Raw genomic sequence first — 24,267 nt, 5'->3', positions numbered from 1 at the left:
GGCACGTTATGGCTCGCACGCTTGATCTCGTATTGCTTCGCACGTTTATGATGGTTGCTCAGACGGGCAGTATCAGCAGTGCAGCACGTCAGCTGCACCTGACACAAAGTGCTGTCAGCCAACAAGTAAAGCGGCTTGAACGCTTCTTTGGCGGTGATCTGCTGGTGCGCATGCCTCACGGCGCGCGCTTGACTGGAAGGGGAACGGCTTTGCTTCCCAAGGCCCGCCAACTGCTCGCCCTGCACGATGACGTCTGCCAGGAGATGAACGGCGTCGTTGCCGTGGAGAACGTGCGGGTGGGCGTCCCCTACGACATGGCCGGCTTGCATTTCGCGCCGGTGCTCAAGCAGGTTGCGCAGTTGCGCGGGGGCCTGGAAGTAACGGTGGTATCAGGGTCGTCGGTTGACCTGATGACCGCGCTTGGCGAAGGGTTAGTTGATCTGACCCTGCGTCAATGCCCAGTGTACGAGAGTTTTGGGGAGCGTCTGTCCGTCGAGCCTTTGGTATGGATAGCCAGCTCAAGCGAGCTGCTCGTGCAGAGGCCATTGCCGCTGTGCTTCGTCACGCCGACCTGCACCTTTCGCCGCATCGCGTTTTCACGCCTGGGAGAGGCCAGAATCCCCTGGCGGGTGATTGTTGAAAATGCCTCCGTTGACACCACGCTTGCCACGGTTAGAAGTGGCTTGGCGCTAACGCCATGGCTTCGCATGCTGGTTCCAAATGATATGCAGGTGTTAGACCCAGGTGCGGGAGTGCCCATCTTGCCTGACGTCGCAATCGACCTACATATTGCGCAGGCAGCAGGTAAAGGCGCCTTGGCCATGGCAGAGGTGATTCGCCAGGCGTACAAAACGTAGTCGCATAAAAAAGGGCCGCCGCTCGAAAGCGAGGCCCCTTCTTTGCGCCACTGCGTTACTTAGGCAATGCAAACGCCATCACGTAGTCACCTTGCTTGGTGCCTAGCGAGCCGTGCCCGCCGGCCACCACCAGCACGTACTGACGGCCGTCCTTACCGGTGTATGTCATGGGCGTGGTTTGCGCGCCTGCAGGCAGGCGGCCTTCCCACAACTGCTTGCCATTGTTCATGTCATAAGCACGCAGGTACTGGTCCAGGGTGCCGCTGAGGAAGCCGACGCCGCCAGCGGTAACGAACGTGCCACCCAGGCTGGGCACACCCATGGTCAGCGGCAGAGGCACAGGCGAGCTGTCCCGAACGGTACCGTTCTTGTGCTTCCAGATCACCTTGTGGGTGGTTAGGTCCACGGCCGCCACGTAGCCCCAGGCAGGTGCCTGGCAGGGCAGGCCGGCGGCCGACAACAGTGGCTCCAGAATCACCCCATAAGGGGCGCCCTTGTTGGGCTGTACGCCCTCGGTTTCACTCTTGCGCGCAGGTCCGCCTTCCACATCGGAACGGGGCACCAAGCGTGACTTGAACGCCATGTAGTCCGGGTTGACGAAGGCAATCTGGCGGACAGGGTCGACCGAGATGCCGCCCCAGTCGAACACACCGAAGTTACCGGGGTACACGATCGACCCTTGCAGCGACGGCGGGGTATAAATGCCTTCGTAGCGCAGCGAACGGAAGTCCATGCGGCACATCATCTGGTCAAACGGCGTCACGCCCCACATGTCCTTCTCTTGCAGCGTAGGGGGCATGAAGTTCAGCTCAGACATCGGCTGGGTTGGCGAGGTGTGATCGCCCTCTACAGCACCTTGCGGCACGGGGGTTTCGTTGATGGGCACGATGGGCTGACCGTTGCTACGGTCGAGCACATAAATGCTGCCCTGCTTGGTAGAGGCCATCAGGGCAGGCTTGGTGCCGTCTGCGGTCTTGATGTCGACCAGGCTAGGCTGCCCGCCTACGTCCATGTCCCATAGGTCGTGGTGAGTGAACTGGTAGGTCCAGCGTACTTGGCCGGTGGTGATGTCCAAGGCCGTGACGCCTGCGCTGTACTTCTCGCTCTCAGGGGTGCGGTTGCCGCCCCACTGGTCGGGCATCTGGTTGCCCATGGGCAGGTACAGCATGCCGAGTTTCTCGTCCACCGACATCAACGACCACATGTTGGGCGAGTTGCGGGTGTAGTGCTCACCAGCAGGCAGTGGCGTAGTCACATCGGGGTTGCCGCTATCCCAGTTCCATACCAAGTGGCCATCGTGTACGTCAAACGCACGCACCACGCCCGAAGGCTCATCGGTGGACACGTTGTCGGTGACGTGGCCGCCAATCACGACCAAGTCCTTGGTCACCGCAGGTGGCGAGGTAGAGTAGTAGCCGCCCGGTGCGAAGGTGCCGATGTTGGCGCTCAGGTCGATGGCACCTTTGTTGCCGAAGTCTTCGCACATCTTGCCCGTGTCCGCATTAAGCGCGATCAGACGAGTGTCTGCGGTCGGCACAAAGATCCGCTTGGGGCAGGCGGTGGCAGTAGAGGGGCTGGCTTGGGCGTCGCTGGCCGCAGCGTAGGCAGCGTCGTCGTGGTAAGACACGCCACGGCAGGTCATGTGCGCCCAGCCCTTGAAGTTGTCAGCGCCCTGGCTGCTGATCTTCGGGTCGAAGCGCCAGATTTCCTTGCCGGTGTCGGGGTCGAGTGCGATGACCTGGCTGTGTGGAGTACACACGTACAGCATGCCGTTAACCTTGAGGGGGGTGTTTTCAGCGGTGGTCTCGCCGGGGTCGTTAGGCCCTGGGATATCGCCCGTGCGGAACGTCCACGCTGGCTCCAGCTTGCTCACGTTTTCGGGTGTGATCTGGGCCAGTGGGGAATAACGATCGCCAAAGCCAGTGCGCCCGTAGGAACCCCAGTCACCTTCTGCCATCGCAGGTGCAGCGCTGGTGGTGCCGGCGGTGTCGCGGCCCAGCTCGCCCTTGACTTCGCCAGGGTGGGTGAACTGGCTGGCCAAGGCCGTGAGGCCTGCAAGCACTACCGCGACACTCAGGCCGTTAGTGCCCAGCGGGTAGCGTTGGCCACGGGTAAGCGGAAGACGGAACCAAGGCAGCAACAGCACGATGCCCAGTGCGAACCACATGGCCAGGCGTGGCACCAACTGCCACCAGTCCAGGCCCACTTCCCACAACGCCCATACCGTACTGGCGAACAGCACCAGTGCGTAGAGGCTCAGGGCCGTGCGCTTGTGCAGGATCAACAGCACGCCCGTCAGCGCGACGCCAATGCCTGCAATGAGGTAGTACAACGATCCGTGGCTAGCCGCCAGCTTGATGCCCCCGGCGAACAAGGCCAGGCCCATCAGCAGGAACAATAGGCCGAGCAAAGTAGGCAGGATGCGCCTACCGCCCTTGGCACCGTCAGTGCTCATACTTAGAAATCTCCAGTGAGTGGCAAATGTATCGAGAAATTTCCTACAGCCAGTAGGCTGAGAATCTCGTTGTTAGTTCGGTAAATCTAGAGAATGTGGGTGCACCTGGTCACAGGGCCCAAAGGGGTGCCAGTTTCGCAATCCATACGCATCCTGTAAGCAGAGCAGTTCAGGTTACAGGGGCGTAACCACCGTGCCAGCTATCGAACAACCAGGGTGAATGTGCATCTAACGGGCCTGACTCATGGTTGAGGGCGAGTGTTGGAGCGGCCAGGGTTGAGGCAGCGCGAGCAGCGACGCCGGCCAGGCAGACCAAGGCGTCGCTAACATGGCGGGATGTAATAGCAGGCATTGAAGGCAGTCTTTCTAATGGTTTTATCGTACACGCTGAACGGTTTAAGCCTAACGCTGCGGCAGGATATAGACATCTGTGATCGCGGCAAAGCGTCGCGGTACCAATACACCCTTGTTCGTGCCGTAATAATGGCACGCGCATGGTGATCGGGCGGCGCGGCGTACTGCCCCCGCTGGCCGTACTGAGTTGGGGCGCCTTGATACTTCAGTTGTATCTGGTACTGGCAGTTCGATGGGGAATGGGCGCGAGCCTACTGGGCGGGCTGATCCATTTCTTCAGTTACTTCACGGTGCTGAGCAACACCTTGGCCGCCAGCGTGATCACCGCAGCCGCCTGGCCATCCGATACCGCCGTGGGCCGCTGGTTGCGAACACCGGCCGTGGCGGGCTGTGCGCTGGTCAGCATCCTGCTGGTAGGCGCGGCCTATAACCTGTTGCTGCGCACGCTCTGGGCGCCGCAGGGCGCGCAATGGCTGGCCAACCAACTGCTGCACAACCTGATGCCGCTGGCGTTTCTGGTGTTCTGGTGGCGGTGGGTGCCCAAGGGTAGCCTGCGCTGGCGGCACTTAGGGGTATGGGCGCTCTACCCCTTGGGGTGGTATGGCTTTACCGTGCTGCGCGGCTGGTCCATCGGCGTATGGCCGTACCCCTTTATCGATGCGTGGTCGCTAGGCGTTGCCCGTGCCGTGCTCAACGCATTGGGATTGTTCGGCGTGTACTGCCTGGGTGGGCTGTGCGTCATCGCCGTGGATCGCTACGCAGGCGTCAAGCGTCGTCGTGCTCTTCGCGCCGCCAGTAACCCGCTGCCTTGACGCAGCCTTCTTCGAGTTGGAACTGGTCCAGGGCTATCCTGCGCAAGCGACGGGACAACCCTGCTTCCGTGGCTATCCAGGCGTAGAGTTTGCCGGGAGGTAGGGTAAGGCCGGCCATCACCTGCTCCAAGGCCTCTTCGTGACGTACCACCCACCTCACTTCGACGCCCGGCCGTACCGGCAAAGGCTGGCGTTCGGCCTGGTCTGCAATTTCGATCACGGCCAATACGTTGCAATGAGCCGGCAGCTCTTCGAGCCGACGGCCGATGGCAGGCAGCGCGGTTTCATCACCGATCAACAGGTAGCTGTCGAACACGTCTTCCACAATCAGCGACCCGCGAGGGCCGGCCATGTGCAGCGTATGACCAGGCGCGGCCTGTTCTGCCCAGCTCGACGCAGCGCCTTCGCCATGAATCACAAAGTCGATGTCGAGTTCGCCGGCCGCCAGGTCGATGCGCCGAGGCGTGTAGTCGCGCATAAGGGGCTTGGGGCCGTTGCCGTTGGGGGTTAGCTCCAGGGTGGGCAGTATCGCTTGCTCTTCGGGCGTGCGCGGGAAGACCAGCTTGATGTGGTCATCGCTGCCCAGGCTGATGAAGCCTTCCAGTGCTGGGCCGCCCAAGGTGATGCGACGCATGCGTGGGGTTAGCTCCACTACTCGCAGCACTTCCAGCGTGCGGCGCTTGATGTCGTGCATGACGCGGCGAACCGCAGGGTTGGGCGCGGTGGTCATGGTTTACTCCTTCGGGCCATCGGCGATGGCTCGGGCTGTGGCATTGAGCAGGTCGCGGACCCGCAGGGTTTCGGCGTGATCCCAGCGCCCGTGATGAAGCTGTAGGGCGTGGCGCACGTTGTGTACGGCCTCGTGAATTTCCGGCGGCCGGTCGTGACCGCGCAGGGCGCGCTTGCTGACATCGATGCGTGTACGAATGCCTTCAAGGGCGATGGCCTGCTCCGCTAGCGCGCGTTGACCCGGCTCGGTGATGCTGTAGCGCTTTTTGCTGCCTTCACTGGCACTGAGGATCAAGTCGCTTTCTTCAAGAAACGTAAGGGTGGGGTAGATCACCCCTGGGCTCGGGCTGTAGGCCTCGTCAAACAAGGATTCGATTCGGCGTATCAAGTCGTAGCCGTGGCACGGCTGCTCGGCAATCAGTGACAGCAACAGCAACTTAAGGTCGCCAGGGGCGAACACACGGCCGCCTCGCGGGCCGCGCTCACGGCCCCGACCGGGCTCCAGGCCATCGTGATGGGGGGAATGCTTCATGGTGTCAATGCTCTCAAAAAGTGAACAAAGAATAAGATATATCTTAAGAGCAGTCTAGAGATGTATCGTGCCACACGTCGTGACGCGTGGCCGGCGGTCATGGCTGCCCGAAGAGGGCCCTTAACCAAGCGCCTTGTGCCTACCCAGGGCAAACGACCCAGCAGAGGCTACGCGTTCTTCTTCTTCGAACACCGTGTGCTCGCAGTGGCAATCGGAGCGAGGGCAAGGCTGTTTGTTTGGATGCCGGTCGGCACAGGCAGGGCTACAGAAGTGTTGCCCGTTGCGTGCAATCATTGGGTCGGCCGAAGCTTTGCATTGAGGGCAAGCGCAGGTAGATGGCATGTCGTCTTTCTCCGTGAACCCCATGGCGCCCTGGCGAGGCGTTTGGGAAAGGGCCTACAGGCAGTTTGAAAACCTGATGTTGAAGGTAGTTCAGGTGGGGTGATGCTCGTCGCCATGAAGTGGCAGGCCTTGGTTGCGATTCACACCCCACTGCTCAAGCACGAACGCTACAAAGCTGCGTATCTTCGGCAAGCGGTAGCGGTCCAGACCATAGAGCAGGTTCAGGGGGCGGCGCGGCAAGTGGTAACCCTGCAACAGCGGTACTAACCGCCCCTCGGCCAAATCAGTAGCGACCAAGGCGTCTGGCATCATCACGATCCCCATGCCCGCGCGGGCTACCTGATGCAGGGCGCTGGAGCTATTTATCATCAACGGCCCACTTACCGGTACGACCACCTCGCCCTCAGGCCCGCTCAGGCGCCATTCTTTTTCCACGGAACGCCAGTCATCGCCGGCGGGGTAAGCAAACGCCAGGCATTTGTGGTTGCACAGGTCCATCGGTTCAAGCGGCACCCCGTACTGGGCCAGGTAGGCGGGCGACGCGCAGAGGGTCAAGGTGTAGTCCTCCAAAGGGCGCGCTATCACGCCATTGGCGGCGTCCGGGGTACCCAGGTGAATGGCCACATCGAACCCATCGTCCAACAGGTCCAGGCGCTGATTGCTCAACACCACATCCAGTTGCACCTTGGGGTGGCGTTGGTGGTACTCGGCAAGAGCCGGCGCAAGGCGCTCTGCCCCGAAGGCAGGCGGAGCGGTTATCCGCAGGCGGCCGGTAGGCTCTGCGTGTTCCTGCTCAGCCAGGCGCTCCGCTGCGCCCACCAGCCCAAGGATCTCCACACAGCGCTGATGGTACTGACTGCCAAAATCGGTCAAACGCTGGCGCCGGGTGGTGCGTTGCAACAGGCTCACACCCAGGCGCTGTTCCAGGGCTCGTATGTGGTTACCCACCATGGTGGTGGACATCCCGCACACCTGAGCAGCGGCGGTAAGGCTGCCGTGCTCCACCACGCGCACGTACACCGACATCGCTAACAGCACGTCCATTATCAAGCCCTGCTTACCAATGATTGAAGTAGCTCGGTGTTTATCCAGCCTGGGTGGCTAACCATACTGGACTTCTACCCGGAAAGGAGCCCCTATCATGACGACCGCCGCGAGCTTGATGAACACGTACACACCCTTGCCCATGAGCTTCGTGCGGGGGGAGGGCGCAAGCCTGTGGGACACAACCGGCAAGCACTACCTGGACGCCATGGGCGGAGTGGCCGTGACTAGCGTGGGGCACTGTCACCCGAGCGTGGTGGAGGCTATTCGCGATCAGGCGGGTAAGCTGCTGCACACCTCCAATCACTACGCTATTGATTGGCAGCATCGTCTGGCGGATCGGTTAGCGTCACTGACCGGCCTGGATGCAGCGTTTTTCAACAACTCGGGGGCGGAAGCCAACGAAACCGCGTTGAAGCTCGCCCGCCTCGCAGGCTGGTACCGTGGCATCGAAAGGCCTCGTATCCTGGTGATGGAGCAGGCCTTTCATGGCCGGACCCTGGCCACGTTGGCCGCCAGTGATTGTGCGGGGGCAAGGCTAGGCTTCGGTGCCTACACCGACGATTTCATTCGAGTGCCGTTCGGGGATATCCCTGCGTTACACGCCGCCGCCCTGCGGCATACGGGGGAGGTCATCGCCGTACTGCTCGAACCGGTTCAAGGAGAGGCCGGCGTGCGGGTGGCGCCGCCAGGTTATCTGCGGGCTGTGCGTAGCCTTTGCGACCAGCAGGGGTGGCTGATGATGCTCGATGAAGTGCAGACAGGGCTGGGCCGCACCGGGCACTGGTTTGCTTACGAGGAAGACGGTGTAGTGCCTGATGTTCTGACCCTCGCCAAAGGGCTCGCCAACGGGATTCCCATTGGCGTATGCCTAGCCAAGGGGCACACCGCAACATTACTGACGCCGGGTAGCCATGGCAGTACGTTCGGCGGCAACCCACTGGCGTGCCGGGTGGGCTATACCGTGCTTGAGGTCATAGAGCGTGAGGGCCTGGTGGCCAATGCTCAGCGGCAGGGGGAGTGGCTATTGCACGCCTTGCAGTCGCGCCTGGCGAACAATCCCGCGGTTAAAGACGTGCGTGGAAAAGGCTTGATGCTGGGTATAGAACTCGCCAAAGCAGCCGGCAACCTTGCCCAGCAGGCGGCTGAGCAGGGGCTGCTGTTGAACGTCACGCGGGGCACCGTGGTGCGCTTGCTACCGGCGCTGACCCTGACCGATGCCCAGGCCGCAGCGATTGCCGATCATCTTGTGCTGGCGCTGGGCCGGTTGGCCTAAAGCGGTCAGTCGTCCAGGCCGGCTGGTGGTGCCTTGCTGGCGGCGGGTTTGCCAGCTTTACCCTTGGCTTTTGAATCTTCCGGGGCGGCCTGTGCAGGCGCCGCTACGGCCGCTGCTTCCTTTTCCGCCATCGGCATCTGGTCGATGGTGGCAAAGATCTCGTCCAGTTTGACCGGGGTCACGCTCTGGAATTTCTGCTCACCGTCCTTGCCGACCAGTACTACCTTGGCATGGCTGCCAGGCTCCAGCTTCAGCTCGCGGATCAACGCCATGGTGGCCTGTGGGTCCAGGGTTACACCGTTACGGTCGCCTGATAGCCCTACCAGGTGGTACACCACCACGTCCCGTTGCTTAAGGCCTGGGTCTTTCAGTGCGGCGTCCTGGTCCACCAGGGCATGGTCGCCCCCTTTATTGCCGTAGACCAGCAACGGCCTGGCCTTACCGCGGTCCTGGGCCAGCGGCGAGTCGCTGTCGGCCGCATAGAGCGGGCTGGCGGCGAACAGGGCGGTGAGCGCGAGGGTGCGGATAAGCATCTAATAACTCCTTCGGGGTTGTCGCCCGGACAGGTGTTGCCACTCGTCAAAGCGCTAATCAGGTACAGCCACCCAGCGTGTGAAGGCAGGCGGGCACCGGTCATTTTCGTACACAGCCTAGCGCATCATTTCTTTAACGGCCTGCTCTTGAGCCATCATCTCTTTCTGACGCGCATCGATGCGTGAGGCAAGCGGGAAGTTATCGCCCGCCCGGCGCTTGGCAAAGTCCAGTTGCTGAATGGCCTGGCGGAAGTCCCCAACCAGCGCGAAATACTCCGCTCGCGCCTGGTGCAGGCCGATGATGTTACCGTTTTGGCCGCGGGTTTCGGCCACCATGTACCACACGTCCGGGTCCATCGGTCGCGCCTTGAGCAGCGCGTCGAGGCCTTTTTCGGCTTCGGCAGTACGGCCTTGTTTGAGATAGAGGTCAATCCGCGACTGATTGAGCGGATAGCTGTCGGGGTACAGCGCGAACAGGCGGTCTACCCGGTGTTGGGCATCGGCCAGCCGGTTGTTGGTGATGTCCAGGTCCACCTGCGCCAGGTTGAAGGTGAGGTCGTCAGGGGCCTTGGTCAGCAGTGGCTTGAGGTTTTCACGGGCTTCGTTGAGTTGGCCGGCTTTGATCTGCGCCAGCGCAAGGCCGTAGCGGGCGACATCGTTGCCCGCGTTTTCGTCCAGCTGGGCCCGGAAGCGCTTGGCCGCCACGCCGGGTGTTTCTTCGTACATCAACTGCACACGGGCGCGCATCAGTTGGTACAACTGGCTGTCTTCTTTGCCACCCTTGGGTGCCTGCTCAGCTCGGTTACGGGTGTCGGCGATACGCGATTCGGTTACCGGGTGGGTCAGTAGAAACTCGGGCGGTTTGGCGGCGAATTGGTACTGGCGTGCTAGCCGCTCGAACATCGCTGGCATGTTGCGCGGGTCGTAACCGGCTTTTTGCAGGTTAAGAATCCCGATGCGGTCCGCTTCGGCTTCCTTCTGACGGGAAAACCCCAGTTGCGTCTGGATGCCCGCTGCCTGGGTACCGAAGATGGTCGCCATGCCCGCATCGCCTGCGCCGGCGGCGGCCATCACCACCCCTGCAAGCAACGCCGCCATCATCGGCAATTGCATGCGTTGCTGCTCTTCCAGCCCACGGGCAAAGTGCCGCTGCGACAGGTGCCCCAGTTCGTGGGCGAGTACACCGGCGTACTCGCCCTCGGTCTGCGCCCCCAGGAACAAACCACCGTTTACCCCGACAATGCCCCCTGGGGCGGCGAAGGCGTTTAGCTCCTTGCTGTCGATAATGATGAATTCGAGCCTTCGGTCCTGCACCTGGCTGGTTTCAGCCAGGCGGTACACCGACGTTTCGACGAAATCCTTGAGCTGTGCGTCTGGTAGCTGCTTGACCTCCGAGCGCAACATGCTGAGCCAGGCACGGCCGAGGTCATGTTCCTGTTCAGGGGAGACGATGGCCGAACTGGCATCGCCCAGGGAGGGCAGGTCGTCGCCATGGGCGGGAACGGCAAGCAGGCAGGCCAGGGCCAACAGCGTAGGGCGCAGAAGGGTCATGCACGAAACTCTGGGCGGCAAAAGGGTACTGTATCCATCGCAAGGGGTGAGCCACAAGGGCGAACGGCCCGAGCAGGCGAAACAGGCTTCTGACGAGGCGGTGACCTTTCTGTACCCTAGGCAGTCGCACATAGCATTACGGCACCATAGACGTAGTTTTCGAGGGCGCGATGAACGAAAAAATAAAGTGTGACGCCGAGGTGGATGCAAGCGGTCTGAATTGTCCGCTGCCGTTGCTCAAGGCCAAGTTGGCGCTGAACGGGTTGGCCACGGGTGCCATCCTCAAAGTGCTGGCTACCGATGCCGGTTCCCAGCGGGATTTTCGTACCTTCGCCAAGCTCTCGGGCAATGCCTTGCTCGATGAGGCGCACGAGCAGGGCACTTACACCTACTGGCTCCGTAAACACTGACTTCGCGCCAAGGATCTTGCATGTACAAGCTGTTCAGGGATTGGACCCAGCGTTACTTCTCGGATGAAGAAGCCGTGGTGCTGGTGTTGTTGTTGGTGCTGGCCTTTACCGTGGTACTGACCGTTGGCGGCATGTTGGCCCCGGTGCTGGCGGCCATGGTGCTGTCGTTTCTCATGCACGGGTTGGTGGCGCAACTGGAACGCTGGAAGATGCCTCCAGCCATGGCGGTAGGGCTTGTGTTCACCTTGTTCATGGGGCTGCTGGCGGTCATCGCGTTGGTGCTGGTGCCCCTGCTGTGGCACCAGCTCATTACCCTGTTCAACGAAGCGCCCGGCATGTTGGGCAAATGGCAGTCGCTGCTGCTCTTGCTCCCTGAGCGCTACCCGCACCTGGTCACCGATGAACAAGTGCTGGCCGCCATGGAGGCGGCGCGGGGCGAGATCGGCAAATTTGGCCAATGGGCGCTGACGCTGTCGCTGTCCAGCCTGCCGTTTTTGGTCAACCTGATGATTTATTGCGTGCTGGTGCCCACGCTGGTGTTTTTCTTTCTCAAAGACCGTGAGCTGATCGGCCATTGGATCAAGGGCTACCTGCCCCGTGAGCGGGTACTGCTCACACGGGTGGCCCATGAAATGAACCGGCAGACGGCCAATTACATTCGCGGCAAGGTCATCGAGATCGTGATCTGCGGGGGCGCGACCTACATTGCGTTCGTGGCTTTGGGGCTCAATTACTCAGCGCTGCTTGGCCTGCTGGTAGGCCTGTCCGTGGTCGTGCCCTATGTGGGGGCAGTGGTGGTGACGGTGCCGGTGGCGATGATTGCGTTGTTCCAGTGGGGCTGGGGCGATCAGTTCATCTACCTAATGGTGGTGTACGGCATTATCCAGGCGCTTGATGGCAACGTATTAGTGCCCTTGCTGTTCGCAGAGGCGGTAAACCTTCATCCCGTCGCTATCATCTGTGCGGTGCTGCTGTTTGGTGGGCTGTGGGGCTTCTGGGGGATTTTCTTCGCCATCCCCTTGGCCACCCTGTTCAAGGCCGTGCTCGAAGCCTGGCCGCGTAACCAGGGCGGCGTGGCGCCGTTGTTATAAGGCGGTCACTTTAGGTGCGAAGGGAGGGCCAGCGTCAGCTTTTCCTTACGTTATCAGTATCAAAGCGTTGCTCGAAGGTACGTAATATTCCCGGCACCACGCGCTCTTTGGTGGCAGATGGCCATTTATCGTTGCCTTCGAAGTGATAGCCGTTTTTAATAGCAAGCCCTACCAGTTCGGCCATGTCTTCAGGTGAGTGTAGAACTGCCACCGGGCCGAATTTCTCAAGTGCGCGGGGCAGAAATACCGTGCTGGGGTAGTTATCGGCTTCGGTAGAGTAGGGGTTACCCATGTCGGCGCCATGGTGGAGCATCCGCCACGCGCTTGCGTAACCGGTTTTCTCGGACGAGTTGTGGGCTTCCCGCAACCGTGAATTGCCTAGGCGACAGATGTCTTGTTCGTGGGTTGATGAATAGTCCGTGGGCCCGTCAGCGTCAACTGACGGCTGACGAGAGCGTGATTCATGCAGGTTTTTCAAGTCAGAAACACTGCTGGTTCGGCTCAATGGAGCCGCCAATGGTGATTGCCGTGGGCTCGGGGGCGCGGGCGTCACCGAGAGCGCCTCGAACTGTTGGGCCAAATCGCCGACGCTTGAGCTGCGCGACAAGCTGGGTATTGCTACCGGCGCCGCCATGGCGGGGCTAAGGGTAGGCGATCGTGCGCCAGGGTGTGATGCGGTACGCCATAAGTTAAACCCGTCGGGGCTGGTGGGCCGTAGGCCAGGGGAATTCGGGCTTTGCGGTACCTGCGCTTTGAGCGAGGGCGACGAGGGGCGCCGGATGTTATGCCCGCCAAAATCCTCCCACTTAGGCAGCACGGCCAGCAGATCGTAGTCGGCCGTCATGGGTAGTTGTTTCAAGCCGCGCTCGGCGGCGCCGGGTACCAGCGGCGGCGCCAGTACCTTCATCGGTTGGCCGTCAGCCAGAATACGCACCTCACCGTTGCGCTGGCGCTCGCCCATGAATACCGGGTCATCCTTCTGATGCGGCTCGGCGCGCAACCTAAAGTGATCGCCTCCGCCCTCCCTGGTGAGCAGGCCGTGTTCGATGAGGTAGTTAAGGCGCGCCGGTGAAAGGTGCAGATCGATGGCCTCGGCGTGCTCGCCCAGGCAGCTCTGCACGCTGTGGTTTGCCTCTTCTATCTTGGCCTCATCGCGCCCACGCAGCTTGCTAAATGCCTGGTTGACACACACAAACCCGTACTGCGGGCCCCAATTGGCACTCTTGCCTTTGATATGCAAGCCTTTGGTGGGGTGGCCTGCTTCGATCAACTGGGTATTGTGTGGGTCAACCGGGCGCAGGGCGATGATGCTCTGCGTATGCTCAGCGATCTCATGCAAGACCTTCATGTGATCATCTGGCACGCCTGAGTATACGCGCGCTTCGGCAATGCACTTCTCCAGCGCTTCTGTAGCGTGCCGCGCGATGGACGTTTCCTCAACAAGCCCGGTGTTGTCCAGGGCGATGGTGGGAATCGATAACGACAGGCTGAAGTTGCGCGGAAACATGGCAACGCCCTAGCGATGGATAGTGATTAACTAGTGGCGCTGGGCGGCCCTTGGGTTCCCAGTTGGCCGTTACAATTCGCGACAGGCTTCCAGCACGGCTTCCACGTGGCCTGGCACTTTAACGCCGCGCCATTCACGCCGCAGTACACCCTGCTCATCGATCAGGAAGGTGCTGCGTTCGATCCCCACGTAATCCTTGCCATACAGCTTCTTCTGCTTGATCACGTCAAACAGCTGGCACAGGGCCTCGCTGTCGTCGCTGATCAAGTCGAAGGTAAAGCCTTGCTTGGCCTTGAAGCCTTCATGGGACTTGAGCGTGTCCCGGGACACGCCCAGCACCTGCGTATTGGCCGCCTCGAACTGATCATGCAACTCGGTGAAGCCCTGGCCCTGGGTAGTGCAACCAGGCGTGTTGTCTTTTGGGTAGAAATACAGCGCCAGCTTGCGCCCGCGCAGTGCGGACAGCGTGATGGTGCGCCCTGAGGTAGCCTGTGCGGTGAAGTCGGGGACGGGGTGGTCCAGATGAACGGCCATGAAGCTTCCTTACATCGGGTTTTGAGGGCGCCACGGCTCGATCAGCGCATCCAGGTTCAGCGCATCGGCGAAGTCCAGGAACTGGTCCCGAAGCCAACTGATCTGAACCCCCGCCGGCAGCGTGACGGTAAAGGTGGCATTGAGCATCATGCCGCCGGTCTGAGGGGCCTGATAGGTGTCGCAGGTCAGGTTCTCCAGTTCGACGTTATTGTCGATAAAGAACTGGCACAGCTCGTTGATGATGTCCGAACGGTACACCGAGCTTACGTAGGCCACGTAAGGCAGTGCCTGGGGGCGGTTGTCCAGCGTGGAGCTGCGCACCACGTCCACGTGCAGGTCATGGCGCTTGGCCAAGCCTGGCAACAGGCCTTCGAACCGGGCCAGGGCATCCCAGTTACCGGAGATCTGCAATACCAGCGCGCTGTACTCGCCGTGGCGAGTGAGGCGTGAGGTGACCACCGAGCAGCGACTGTCGTGGCTGGCACGGCAAAGCACATTGGTCAGCTCCATGGGGTTACGCCCCATGGCACTGAGGACAAGAAATTGTTCGCGAACGGGTGGGGTGGACATGCAGCCTTCCTAAAGCGATGAGCGGTCGACCGGGGGCGCTCGCGGGCAGGTATTCCGTGGCTGGCCTGCCGTGTAGGCGGGCCTGGACACCACGCTTTCGCGCCAGCGGCGTTCACCCCTGTCGATCAAAGGGTCAAGGGTAGCGAAAAGCGCCGCCCGTGGGAATGCTCGAAACCATGGCGTCGCTTGTGCAAGGTCGGTGGCGCCAGTACCATTACCGCTCTCTTTTTCCGGCAGGAGCGGTTGCATGTACGCGGGCAGCATGGTGGCGTTGGTCACCCCGATGGATGCCAAGGGCGGTCTCGACTGGAGCGCCCTCAGCAAGCTGGTGGATTTCCACCTTCAGAACGGCACCGATGCCATCGTTGCCGTGGGCACCACCGGCGAATCGGCTACCCTCGACGTACACGAGCACATCGAGGTTATCCGCCGCGTCGTGGCGCAAGTCAATAAACGCATTCCGGTCATTGCCGGTACGGGCGCCAACTCAACCCGCGAAGCGGTCGAGTTGACCACCAATGCCAAAAATGCCGGCGCCGATGCCTGCCTGCTGGTAACGCCGTATTACAACAAGCCGACCCAGGAAGGCCTGTACCAGCATTTCCGGTTCATCGCCGAGGCGGTCAACATTCCGCAGATCCTCTACAACGTACCCGGCCGTACGGCCTGCGACATGCAGCCCGATACCGTGGCGCGCCTGTCCAAGGTCGATAACATCGTGGGCATCAAGGAAGCCACCGGCGACCTGCAGCGCGCCCAGGATATCCTCGACCGGGTCAGCAGCGACTTCATGCTGCTGTCCGGCGACGACCCCACGGCCGCAGAGCTGATCCTGCTGGGTGGCAAGGGTAATATCTCGGTGACCGCTAACGTGGCACCCCGGCAAATGGCCGACCTCTGCGCTGCAGCGCTCAAGGGCGATGCCGGTACGGCCCGGGCCCTCAACGACCAACTGATGCCGCTGCACAAGAATCTCTTCCTCGAGGCTAACCCCATCCCGGTGAAGTTTGCGCTACAACACATGGGCCTGATGGCCGAAGGCATCCGCCTGCCGCTCACCTGGTTGAGTGAACCCTGTCAAGAGCCGCTGCGGCAGGCCCTGCGCCAGTCCGGCGTTCTGGTTTGAGTGAGGAAGTACAACGCATGAAGCGCCTGGCTGGTCTGTCTGTCCTAGCTGTCATCATTTCGAGTACCAGTGGCTGTGGTTGGCTCTGGGGCGAACACGGTTATTTCCGTGATCGCGGCAACGATTACCTGGACGCGCGCCAAACCGCGGCCATGAACCTTCCTCAAGACGTGTCCACCAGCAAGCGCCTGGACCCGCTGTTGCCAGTGCCGCGTAATGTGGCCGACGATACCGCGCTGACCAATTACGAGGTGCCGCGCCCGCAGCGCCTGGCCGCTACGGCAGACAGCGGCAGTGACTTCACGCTGCAAAAAAGTGCCGCCAGCCGCTGGGTATTGGCCCAGAAGCCGCCCGCCGAAGCCTGGCCTTTGGCCCGGCAGTTCTTCGAAGACAACGGTTTCCGTGTGGACCACGAAAGCCTGCAGACCGGTGAGTTCACCACGGCCTGGCAACCCCTCGACAGCCTGTCTGCGGACCTGGCCCAGCGCCTGCGTAGCGGTTCGGACGTAAACGGCGATATTCGCCTGCAAGTGCGGGTAGAGCCGGGCGTGCAGCGCAACAGCAGTGAAATCTACGTGGTCAGCGCCCAACGCCCGTCAGGCAGCGCTGAAAACGTAGCCTTCCCAGGCCGCACTACCAGTGGCGTAGATGCCACCTTGGTCGATGAGCTCCTCTCCAGCCTTACCCGCGGCGCCGAGAAGGGCGGTTCTATTTCGTTGTTGGCGGCACGTGACTTCGACGCCCCTGGGCAAGTCGCCATGACTGAAGACGGCAGCGGCAACCCGGTACTCACCGTGGGTTCGGACCTGGACCGTGCCTGGTCAAGCGTGGGCCGTGCCTTGGAGCAGGGTGGCCAGTGGCGCGTGGAAGACATCAACCGCAGCCTGGGCTTGTACTACATCAACCTGGCCGAGAAAGGCGGCCCTGAAGAGAGCAAGCCTGGCTTCTTCGGCCGGCTGTTCGGCGACACGCCTTCCAAAGAAGAGCTCGAAGCCCGCGCAGAGCGTTACCAGGTTCGCCTGAGCAAGGTGGGCGACGCGGTACAGGTAACGGTCGAGAAGAACATCAACACCGTGGCCCCGGCTGACGTGGCGCACCGTGTGTTGAGCGTCATTCAGGACAACCTGGGCTAAGTGCGCTTCGCCCTTCTCGGGAGCGGCAGCCAAGGAAATGGCACGCTGGTCGCCAGCGGTAGCACCTTGGTGCTGGTGGACTGCGGCTTTTCACTGCGTGAAACCGAGCGTCGCATGGCGCTGCTGGGTGTGCACCCAGCGCAGCTCAAAGCGGTGTTGGTGACCCATGAGCACGCCGACCATGTTCATGGTGTAGAGCTGATGGCCCGGCGCTACAACGTGCCGGTGTATATGAGTGAAGGCACGCGCAGCGGCCTACGCAAGCCGGTGATCGCCGCGCGCGTGGTGCGGTGCGGCGATACCTTCAACATCGGCGCCCTCGAAGTACGGGTGGTGCAGGTAGCGCACGACGCGCGCGAGCCTACGCACTTCGTTTTCAGTGATGGCACGCGGCGCTTTGGCCAGCTCACCGACCTGGGCTCGTGGTGTCCCAAGGTGATGAACCACTACAGTGGCCTGGATGCCTTGGTGATTGAGGCCAACCATTGCCGTGACCTGCTCGCGGGCGGGCCTTACCCCTACTACCTCAAGCAACGGGTGGGCGGCGACCGGGGCCATTTGAACAACCACCAGGCTGCGGGCCTGGTGTCAGCGTTGGGGTGGCAAGGCCTGCAGCATTTGGTGCTGGCCCACCTCAGCCAAAAGAACAACCTGCCGGAACGCGCCAGGCAATGCTTCGTCGACACCCTTGGGTGCGATCCCGCCTGGCTACAGCTGGCGGATCAGGCCTCAGGACTCGATTGGCGCTATATCGCTTAGTCAGCCTCTTTACAGTTAGCTACAGTTAGCGGAGCCCCCTCTCATGGAAAAACGCGAAGAACTCTACCGTGGCAAAGCCAAGTCGGTGTACACCACCGACGACGCAGACCGCCTGGTGCTGCTGTTTCGCAACGACACCTCGGCCTTCGACGGCAAGCGCATCGAGCAGCTTGACCGCAAGGGCATGGTGAACAACAAATTCAATGCCTTCATCATGCAGAAGCTGGAAGAAGCGGGTATCCCTACTCAATTCGACCGCCTGCTGAGCGACAACGAATGCCTGGTGAAGAAGCTGGACATGATCCCGGTGGAATGCGTGGTGCGTAACTACGCCGCTGGCAGCCTGGTCAAGCGTTTGGGCGTGGAGGAGGGCATGAAGCTGGAGCCTTATACCTTCGAATTGTTTCTCAAGAACGACGCCATGGGCGATCCGTTCATCAATGAATCCCACGTCGTGGCCTTCGGTTGGGGCACGGCTGAACAGCTTGCGACCATGAAACAACTGTCCCTCAAGGTGAACGATGTCCTCGACAAGCTCTTCGACGCCGCCGGCCTGCTGCTAGTGGACTTCAAGCTAGAATTTGGCGTGTTTCACGGCCAGATCGTGCTGGGTGACGAATTCAGCCCGGACGGTTGCCGCCTGTGGGACAAAGAAACCCGCAAGAAGATGGACAAGGACCGCTTCCGTCAGGGCCTGGGTGACGTGATCGAGGCCTACGAAGAAGTCGCACAGCGTCTGGGCGTGCCTCTGTAAACCCTGCTAGCGCGCAAATACCTGAAAGCACGTGGTTTTTTTAGACTGAAGGGCTTCGCCTGACGCTAAACAACTGCTATCATGCGCGCCATTGGAGAGATGCCGGAGTGGCCGAACGGGACGGATTCGAAATCCGTTGTACTGGCAACAGTACCTAGGGTTCAAATCCCTATCTCTCCGCCAAACTAAAGGCCCCGAGCGCTTATTGCCCTCGGGGCCTTTTCTATTTGGGGGAATTTTGGGGGAATGGGGGAGCGTGATTTCCCCCATTCAGTCCGCTATGATTCCCCCATGGCCTACTACGAAAAACGCGGCGAAGCCTGGCGTGCCCAGATTCGGCGCAAAGGATACCCCACACTTACTGCTACCTTTGACACGAAGGCGGAAGCCCAGCGCTGGGCCGCCGAGATCGAAGGCGATATGTCACGTGCGCGGTTTGTGGATATCCGCGAGGCCGAGGCCACTACCCTGGTCAAGGCGCTCGAGCGCTACGAGTCAGAGGTCACTGAAGGAAAGAAGGGGGCTAAGCAAGAGCGGGTGCGCATCAGAAAGTGGCTCGAGTCGGCATACGCCGGTAAATCCCTGGCTTCCCTTCGGTCCAGCGACATGGCCTCTTATCGCGATGAGCAGATCAAGGCGGGGCGGTCTACTGCCACTGTACGCCTGGACTTGGCTGTCATCAGCCACCTATACACCGTGGCCACCAAGGATTGGGGCATCGAAGGGCTTACCAACCCATGCCGTGCACTGCGCATGCCTAAGGGCAGCAGGCAGCGCGAGCGCCGACCTACTGCGGACGAGCTCAAGGCACTGTACAAAGCAGCGGCCGAGATAAGCCCAGAGTTGCCGATCATCATTGAGCTTGCCGTAGAAACCGCGATGCGCCGGTCTGAACTGGTCACATTGCGAAAGGATCAAATTCGGGGAAAGGTTGCGTTCCTCGAGGATACGAAGAACGGTGAGCGTCGGTCCGTGCCCCTCTCGTCCAGGGCGCGTGAGCTCATAGATGGTTTGCCTGCGCCCATCACGGGCGGCCCGTTGTTCAGGCTGAAGGCCGATACAGTCAGCAACTACTTCCCGCTTGCTTGCGAGAAGGCAAATATTCAAGGGCTTCGCCTCCACGACCTGAGGCACGAAGCCACCAGCCGCTTGTTCGAGCGCGGCTTCACCATGATGGAAGTGGCCAGCATCACCGGCCACAAGACTCTTGCCATGCTCAAGCGGTACACCCACTTGAGCCCGCAGGATCTTGCCGAAAAGCTCGGCTGACCCGTCACGCCACTCCCCTGAGCGAGGGTGGCGCCTGTCTCTTTCTTCCTACCTTGGGTTTCGTGTGCTCGCCATCACGAAATTCCCTGAGAAATTTCCGTACGTCCTCCTTTAACCAGCAATGTTTGCCGCCCATCTTGAAGCTTTTGGGCAGCCAGGCCACACCGCGGCGAATCCCCTCCCTGATTGATGCCTCTGTTCGACCAAGCATTTTTGCCAGGCCTTCCACTTTTACTACTTCAGCGTCTTCTGACATTTAAGGCTCCAGGCCCCCTGGGGCGGCGGTCGGGTTAAGCGAGCTTCAGCTCAGCCGGAAATGATTCGGCCACTTTAGCCACGGCCAATACGTAAGCTTCAGGGTGCTGCTTGTCGAAGGCAGGCATATGCTCTGTCTCTACCCAGTGGCCTCTGGACGCGCCGCGTGCCAGCCATCCAGGCTTGCTGCCAGGTGCCTGCGTCCATGCGGTAACGCCTATCCCGTAGGAGGCGATCTGCTTGGCAGTAATAAAACCTTGCAGGCGCATCTGAGCTATCACGCGGAGGGCTGACTCTTTCCATGGCGTGAGCTTGATAGGAGAAGGCACGCCTGCGGGCAAATTCGTCACAACGCTGGGAACATGGCAGCGCTCGGATGGCCACCAGTCAAACATTCGGTTTGAGTGGCCCCAGCGCGGCATTTCTTTTTCAGGCCAGAAGAGATTGGATTCGATGTTGAACCCATGTGAGCAGCCCCTCACCCTTGAATATTTGCTGGCGACCAGTACTCGCACACCCAGGTGCTCGAGCATCTTCATGATGCCTGCGCTGGCCTCAGTGATTCTGCTGACAATGACGAGACGGTGATCGGGGCCAGGTCGGCCATAAAATTCATCGCCTAGAGACGGAAGAATCTGATCGGCGACTTTCGCGTTTAAGGCCAGCTTGGCCTCGACCCCGATCTGACGGCCGTCATCATGCACGACCAACACGTCGAACCCTCCAGCTTCGGGGTGGCAGGTCCATCCGGGTAGGCTGTTGAACTCCAGCATGAAGACAGCGCAAAGCTGCGCCTCTGTTGTTATGGCTTCAAGTTCCATGGACATAGCTCCGCCCGCCGTCAGCTGGCAGGCTCATCAATAGGGAAGGGGGGGTTAGGCGTCGGGCGCGGGGATGCGCTTGCGTGCGGCCAGCACGATGCTTTTGGAGGCAGTGGCGACACCACCGGCAACATCCTCTGGCAAAATCGCTGCGTTGCAGTGAGGGCAGAGTGGTACGGTTTTCGTTCGGCGCCATGCTTCGTCCATGACCTTTGCCGCTCGGCTGCGGGCCTGGAATGATTCAGCCTCGGCGAGTTCTTTGCTTTGCCGGTTTAGCTTGTCCACCCCATGGCTGAACGAACCGACCAAGCCTACGAATGCATCGAATGCTTCAACGTCGGTTTCGCAGTCGCTACACCAGATGCGTCGCTCCTTGTCGTCGTAGACCAGCTTCCTGTGCTTGCAGGCTGAATACGGTCGGCGGGTCAGGCCTCGGGCCACCCGCAAATCTTCAATCTGAACGACTTTTACTCCATACAAATAGTCTTGCGGCTCGATGGGTGCCTTGCTCATGGCGAGTTCCTCGCAGTCAGGGCGTCAACCAGCGCTTTGCGCAGCTGGGGAATGGTCTGGAAGGTAAGGGCCTGGTCTGATCTCAGCAACGCCAGCGCCGCACCGATGCGCGTCTGGGCCTGCTGCAGCTCTTCAAAAACCTGCAGGTTGAGGTCAGCCATGGTTGGCAGTTCATCCACCGCCACAGCTGGTGCTAAGCGAGTGTTCCAGGCGACGATAGCTTCTTCGACAGACCTTCGTACAGGCCCATCAGCACCGCATTTGGCGGACCTACATTCAACCCAGCCATAGCCTGCGCGTGCCTCGCCGCTGCACCAGGGGCACGGCAATAGCTTCTGTTTAGTCATGCTTGGTCACCTGCTTGAACTCAACCACCCACACCCAGGGGTTAGCGTTCCACGACTCGGCGCCATTGATGGAAGCCCATAGTTCGCGCCATGCAGCCGGATACCAATCGCGGTAGTTGGGCGATACATCATCCCCAGCGAGTTCCAGCGGACATTCCAGCCCCTCTGCTCGAATGTCATAGCGACTTATGTCCTGCAGCCGCTCGACGCGCACGTCGGTGATCTCCAGCAGGATGCGGCTGGCCCAGCGCGGCATGTGAATGCTGGGGCGCCATGCGCCGTCATATTCCATAGCTTCAGTATCTGGCTTCCATTCTGCCTTCGCTGGGATCTGGTACAGACCGTAGTCGCCCGGCGGGCAGCTTGCTCGGTAAATCCGTGCCGCACCTCGCTCATCGCCTTTGACCAAGTTGTCTTGCCAGTCGATAAAGCAGCCGTCTTCGTTGCCGAGTAAGGCGAAGGTCTCGCGCACCCACAGCCGGTCGCCTGGCCTGCCATAGGGGCAGCAGCCTTTGACGAAGTGTTTCGTCACAGGGTTGCCGTAGCCGTCCTGACCGTAGTTGGATCTGCCTACGCAGAAATTGCCACTGGCATCGATATGCGGCTGAACCTTGATTGTCCGCCGCGTCACCGTCTTGCGTTCCTCCAGGATGGCGCGCACCATCGGCGCCGAGAACAGAATCGGTCGCTCCTTTGTTGCTGACATGACTTCTCCTTGCCGCAGAGTGGCTTTTTAACGTTGAGATAGAGGGGTATGGTCACCCTCCAGATTTGGAGGAGACTGATATGGAGCTGAATGGAGTTGGGTACCAATTTGTTACGGCATCTCACGTATCCGGCGGCCGGGATGGGCTCGCGCTCGAATGCTGGCGCGACAATGACAACGTCTTTGAGATATTTCGGAACGACGCCACATTGATGCTGGAAGTGACGTTCTTTGAACAGGACGTTCCGTTTGACTTGGTCGAGCACGCGGTGAAGATCGCCCGTGGCTCTCTTGGTGATTTCGTCCCATAGCCGCCTATGGGCTGCAAAGCTGAGACTGAATGCGGCGGCCTATCCAGTGCACGACCGGTACGGCCTTGCTATTACCGATGGCCTTGTATCGCGGGCCGTCCGGGCAGGCGGTGGCATCGCGCCCACGCCAAGGGATTTGGGTGTAGTCGTCTGGAAAGCCCTGCAAGCGTTCGCATTCCCGGGGCGTCAGTCGGCGCACGCCAGTGCCGGCCGGTACCATAGGCTGGCCACGGCCAGTCCCATCCTCACTGGCATCGAAACCTTCTGTCTTGAGCGTATGCGTAACCTCACCGGTAATGCATACGGCCACCTGGCCACCTGCGTTAGTGTGGCTGCCATCGTGACCCATGGCCCGTAGGGTCGGAGCAACAGCACCTGCGTCGGCGCCGTAGTCCTTGCAGCTAAAAGCTATAGGCGCACTTGAAGATGCTGGCAAGGTATGGCAAATGCCGGGCATTGGGTTGCTCCGGTTGCCCGGGCTAGTGATCTGGTTGGGATCGAACACGGCGTTCTCCTGGCCATTGTTTCTGCCCAAGGCAAACGCTGACTCCCTTTGCACGCATGGGTCTTGGGTACCGTGCACCACCAGTAACCCTGCATGTGCGTCCTGTTGGGTGGCGCTGCCTGCGGCCCTGCCAGAAGCCTGGAGTGTGCCCGCGACGACGTAAGTGTCGCTATCCGCCCGATGGCTTGCGTTGCACTGAGCGCGCAGGGTGCCCGCGGTTAGTGGTACGTCATCGAGGCTATAGCCACCGCGCTTGCGACCGCCGCCGGCTAGAGTCGAAGCAACAACAAATGTCTCGGTTTCGGCATCCATCCGCATACCACCTGGGTGGGCACTTAAAGCGGTGGCGACCTCGGTGCGCCGACAGTTCGAGCCGCCGCCGAACGCTAAGAGTGCACCGGGGCTGGAGTCGTTTCCTGCAGGGATTCCACCGTTGCGGCCAATGCTGCTTGTAACTGTTCCGGTAACATCTTGCCTCTGGCCTCGGCCCGGCGGAGTATCCCGGCGCACGCTTTCGCGCTCAAAAAGTACTGCGGCGGGATCGAACCCGTCTCGAGCACTTGCGACAAGGAACACACGGCGGCGTCGTTGGGCCAGGCCGAAATATTGGGCGTCAAGAACCCTCCACGCGATTGCTCTTTTTGGTCCATACACACAACCAGCGTCTGTCCAGCGCTTCCCTGAAGGCTGCAGCTCGCAGCTTTCCCCAGCCAGCGCGCCAAGAAAGCATCCGAAGGCGTTGCCTTTGTCGGAGAGGACGCCTGGGACATTTTCCCAGACGATGACGGCGGGCGGTTCGCCACGGCGGACGCGAACATGGTCAATTGCATCTGCAAGCTCCACATACTTAATGGTGAGGGCGCCGCGCGGGTCGGCTAGGCCTTCCCGCATACCTGCAACGCTGAAGGCTTGGCACGGGGTACCGCCAACCAGGACGTCCGGCGCCGGAATGCCGCCAAGCATCACGCGCTTGGCCAGGCGAGTCATATCGCCCAGGTTGGGGGTAGTGGGGTAGTGGTGCGCCAGCACCGCACTGGGGAATGCTTCAATCTCGGCATACCACTCCGCACGCCACCCGAGCGGGTGCCAGGCGGCCGTAGCAGCTTCGATGCCGCTGCAAACGCTTCCGTAGGTGAGCATGGATACTCCAGACAGAACCGCACTGGCGGTG

General features: G+C 60.9%; 27 protein-coding genes and 1 tRNA gene. 12 read left to right on the top strand and 16 right to left on the bottom strand.

All coding sequences use genetic code 11. From position 1 onward, the window contains the following. The first annotated feature begins 8 nt into the window (after positions 1-8). Positions 9-857 carry a LysR family transcriptional regulator gene (locus tag AC4LE2_RS15395; RefSeq protein WP_491826587.1) on the top strand — a complete coding sequence of 283 codons (849 nt, stop codon included), beginning with the start codon at positions 9-11 and terminating at the stop codon, positions 855-857. A gap of 55 nt (positions 858-912) precedes the next feature. On the opposite strand, the gene AC4LE2_RS15390 is transcribed toward AC4LE2_RS15395, so the two are convergent. Beyond that, positions 913-3,312, bottom strand: a complete 2,400-nt coding sequence (locus tag AC4LE2_RS15390; RefSeq protein ID WP_491826586.1) for a glucose/quinate/shikimate family membrane-bound PQQ-dependent dehydrogenase — start codon at positions 3,310-3,312, stop codon at positions 913-915. A gap of 494 nt (positions 3,313-3,806) precedes the next feature. Here AC4LE2_RS15390 and AC4LE2_RS15385 point away from each other — a divergent pair, with 494 nt between their 5' ends. Then, complete coding sequence (locus AC4LE2_RS15385) at positions 3,807-4,478, top strand: Pr6Pr family membrane protein (RefSeq protein ID WP_491826585.1); 672 nt, start codon at positions 3,807-3,809, stop codon at positions 4,476-4,478. On the opposite strand, the gene AC4LE2_RS15380 is transcribed toward AC4LE2_RS15385, so the two are convergent. From AC4LE2_RS15380 to AC4LE2_RS15365, 4 genes are all read right to left on the bottom strand, one after another. After that, complete coding sequence (locus AC4LE2_RS15380; RefSeq protein ID WP_491826584.1) at positions 4,432-5,208, bottom strand: siderophore-interacting protein; 777 nt, start codon at positions 5,206-5,208, stop codon at positions 4,432-4,434. The genes AC4LE2_RS15385 and AC4LE2_RS15380 overlap by 47 nt on opposite strands. Positions 5,209-5,211: 3 nt before the next feature. Further along, positions 5,212-5,739, bottom strand: coding sequence for a PadR family transcriptional regulator (locus AC4LE2_RS15375; RefSeq protein ID WP_491826583.1), 528 nt, complete (start codon positions 5,737-5,739; stop codon positions 5,212-5,214). Positions 5,740-5,859: 120 nt separating this feature from the next. Beyond that, a complete protein-coding gene (locus AC4LE2_RS15370; RefSeq protein WP_491826582.1) occupies positions 5,860-6,081 on the bottom strand; it encodes a metallothionein family protein in 222 nt (73 codons plus the stop codon). A gap of 90 nt (positions 6,082-6,171) precedes the next feature. Next, positions 6,172-7,125: a LysR family transcriptional regulator gene (locus tag AC4LE2_RS15365; protein WP_491826581.1), complete on the bottom strand. Its 954-nt coding sequence runs from the start codon at positions 7,123-7,125 to the stop codon at positions 6,172-6,174. Positions 7,126-7,222: 97 nt separating this feature from the next. On the opposite strand from AC4LE2_RS15365, the gene AC4LE2_RS15360 reads away from it, so the two are divergent. Next, positions 7,223-8,401, top strand: coding sequence for an aspartate aminotransferase family protein (locus AC4LE2_RS15360; protein WP_491826580.1), 1,179 nt, complete (start codon positions 7,223-7,225; stop codon positions 8,399-8,401). 5 nt (positions 8,402-8,406) lie between these two features. Here the strand turns inward: AC4LE2_RS15360 and AC4LE2_RS15355 are convergent, their stop codons facing one another. Continuing rightward, positions 8,407-8,934, bottom strand: a complete 528-nt coding sequence (locus AC4LE2_RS15355; RefSeq protein ID WP_491826579.1) for a DUF4174 domain-containing protein — start codon at positions 8,932-8,934, stop codon at positions 8,407-8,409. Positions 8,935-9,051: 117 nt separating this feature from the next. Continuing rightward, positions 9,052-10,485, bottom strand: coding sequence for a M48 family metalloprotease (locus AC4LE2_RS15350; protein WP_491826578.1), 1,434 nt, complete (start codon positions 10,483-10,485; stop codon positions 9,052-9,054). A 170-nt stretch (positions 10,486-10,655) separates the two neighbouring features. Between AC4LE2_RS15350 and AC4LE2_RS15345 the strand changes: the two genes are divergently transcribed. Next, a complete protein-coding gene (locus AC4LE2_RS15345; RefSeq protein ID WP_491826577.1) occupies positions 10,656-10,895 on the top strand; it encodes a sulfurtransferase TusA family protein in 240 nt (79 codons plus the stop codon). Positions 10,896-10,915: 20 nt separating this feature from the next. Beyond that, a complete protein-coding gene (locus tag AC4LE2_RS15340) occupies positions 10,916-11,986 on the top strand; it encodes an AI-2E family transporter (RefSeq protein WP_491826576.1) in 1,071 nt (356 codons plus the stop codon). A 34-nt stretch (positions 11,987-12,020) separates the two neighbouring features. Here AC4LE2_RS15340 and AC4LE2_RS15335 read toward each other — a convergent pair whose 3' ends face one another. From AC4LE2_RS15335 to AC4LE2_RS15325, 3 genes are all read right to left on the bottom strand, one after another. Next, positions 12,021-13,493, bottom strand: a complete 1,473-nt coding sequence (locus AC4LE2_RS15335; RefSeq protein WP_491826575.1) for an anthrax toxin-like adenylyl cyclase domain-containing protein — start codon at positions 13,491-13,493, stop codon at positions 12,021-12,023. 69 nt (positions 13,494-13,562) lie between these two features. Then, the gene (locus tag AC4LE2_RS15330) at positions 13,563-14,027 is read right to left on the bottom strand and encodes a peroxiredoxin (RefSeq protein WP_491826574.1); all 465 of its coding nucleotides are present in this window, start codon (positions 14,025-14,027) and stop codon (positions 13,563-13,565) included. A 9-nt stretch (positions 14,028-14,036) separates the two neighbouring features. Further along, positions 14,037-14,597: a glycine cleavage system transcriptional repressor gene (locus AC4LE2_RS15325; RefSeq protein WP_491826573.1), complete on the bottom strand. Its 561-nt coding sequence runs from the start codon at positions 14,595-14,597 to the stop codon at positions 14,037-14,039. A 247-nt stretch (positions 14,598-14,844) separates the two neighbouring features. Between AC4LE2_RS15325 and dapA the strand changes: the two genes are divergently transcribed. From dapA to AC4LE2_RS15295, 6 genes are all read left to right on the top strand, one after another. Continuing rightward, complete coding sequence (gene dapA / locus AC4LE2_RS15320) at positions 14,845-15,723, top strand: 4-hydroxy-tetrahydrodipicolinate synthase (protein ID WP_491826572.1); 879 nt, start codon at positions 14,845-14,847, stop codon at positions 15,721-15,723. Positions 15,724-15,740: 17 nt separating this feature from the next. Further along, the gene (gene bamC / locus AC4LE2_RS15315) at positions 15,741-16,856 is read left to right on the top strand and encodes an NlpB/DapX family lipoprotein (protein ID WP_491826571.1); all 1,116 of its coding nucleotides are present in this window, start codon (positions 15,741-15,743) and stop codon (positions 16,854-16,856) included. Further along, on the top strand, positions 16,857-17,615 hold the full coding sequence (locus AC4LE2_RS15310) for an MBL fold metallo-hydrolase (RefSeq protein WP_491826570.1): 759 nt from the start codon (positions 16,857-16,859) through the stop codon (positions 17,613-17,615). It abuts the gene before it with no gap. A gap of 43 nt (positions 17,616-17,658) precedes the next feature. Beyond that, on the top strand, positions 17,659-18,369 hold the full coding sequence (purC, locus tag AC4LE2_RS15305) for a phosphoribosylaminoimidazolesuccinocarboxamide synthase (protein ID WP_491826569.1): 711 nt from the start codon (positions 17,659-17,661) through the stop codon (positions 18,367-18,369). 93 nt (positions 18,370-18,462) lie between these two features. Further along, positions 18,463-18,552: transfer RNA gene (locus AC4LE2_RS15300), tRNA-Ser, on the top strand. 108 nt (positions 18,553-18,660) lie between these two features. After that, positions 18,661-19,638 (top strand): tyrosine-type recombinase/integrase, encoded by a 978-nt coding sequence (locus AC4LE2_RS15295; RefSeq protein WP_491826568.1) that lies wholly within the window; start codon positions 18,661-18,663, stop codon positions 19,636-19,638. A gap of 4 nt (positions 19,639-19,642) precedes the next feature. On the opposite strand, the gene AC4LE2_RS15290 is transcribed toward AC4LE2_RS15295, so the two are convergent. From AC4LE2_RS15290 to AC4LE2_RS15270, 5 genes are read right to left on the bottom strand one after another with little or no spacing between them, the layout of a single operon-like run. Then, positions 19,643-19,894: a hypothetical protein gene (locus AC4LE2_RS15290; RefSeq protein WP_491826567.1), complete on the bottom strand. Its 252-nt coding sequence runs from the start codon at positions 19,892-19,894 to the stop codon at positions 19,643-19,645. Positions 19,895-19,928: 34 nt separating this feature from the next. After that, positions 19,929-20,714 (bottom strand): hypothetical protein, encoded by a 786-nt coding sequence (locus tag AC4LE2_RS15285; RefSeq protein ID WP_491826566.1) that lies wholly within the window; start codon positions 20,712-20,714, stop codon positions 19,929-19,931. Between the two features lie 54 nt (positions 20,715-20,768). Further along, positions 20,769-21,227 (bottom strand): hypothetical protein, encoded by a 459-nt coding sequence (locus AC4LE2_RS15280; RefSeq protein WP_491826565.1) that lies wholly within the window; start codon positions 21,225-21,227, stop codon positions 20,769-20,771. After that, positions 21,224-21,574, bottom strand: a complete 351-nt coding sequence (locus AC4LE2_RS15275; RefSeq protein WP_491826564.1) for a hypothetical protein — start codon at positions 21,572-21,574, stop codon at positions 21,224-21,226. The genes AC4LE2_RS15280 and AC4LE2_RS15275 overlap by 4 nt, the downstream gene beginning before the upstream one ends. Further along, a complete protein-coding gene (locus AC4LE2_RS15270; RefSeq protein WP_491826563.1) occupies positions 21,567-22,280 on the bottom strand; it encodes a morphogenetic protein in 714 nt (237 codons plus the stop codon). The genes AC4LE2_RS15275 and AC4LE2_RS15270 overlap by 8 nt, the downstream gene beginning before the upstream one ends. Before the next feature lie 80 nt (positions 22,281-22,360). Between AC4LE2_RS15270 and AC4LE2_RS15265 the strand changes: the two genes are divergently transcribed. Then, on the top strand, positions 22,361-22,591 hold the full coding sequence (locus tag AC4LE2_RS15265; RefSeq protein ID WP_491826562.1) for a hypothetical protein: 231 nt from the start codon (positions 22,361-22,363) through the stop codon (positions 22,589-22,591). Positions 22,592-22,595: 4 nt separating this feature from the next. Here AC4LE2_RS15265 and AC4LE2_RS15260 read toward each other — a convergent pair whose 3' ends face one another. Further along, positions 22,596-24,236 carry a DNA cytosine methyltransferase gene (locus tag AC4LE2_RS15260; protein ID WP_491826561.1) on the bottom strand — a complete coding sequence of 547 codons (1,641 nt, stop codon included), beginning with the start codon at positions 24,234-24,236 and terminating at the stop codon, positions 22,596-22,598. Positions 24,237-24,267 lie beyond the last annotated feature (31 nt).

The sequence above is a fragment of the Pseudomonas sp. 9.3L genome, from assembly GCF_058536285.1.
Note: the sequence above shows the minus strand (reverse complement) of the source record. Positions and strands in the feature narration are given on the sequence as shown.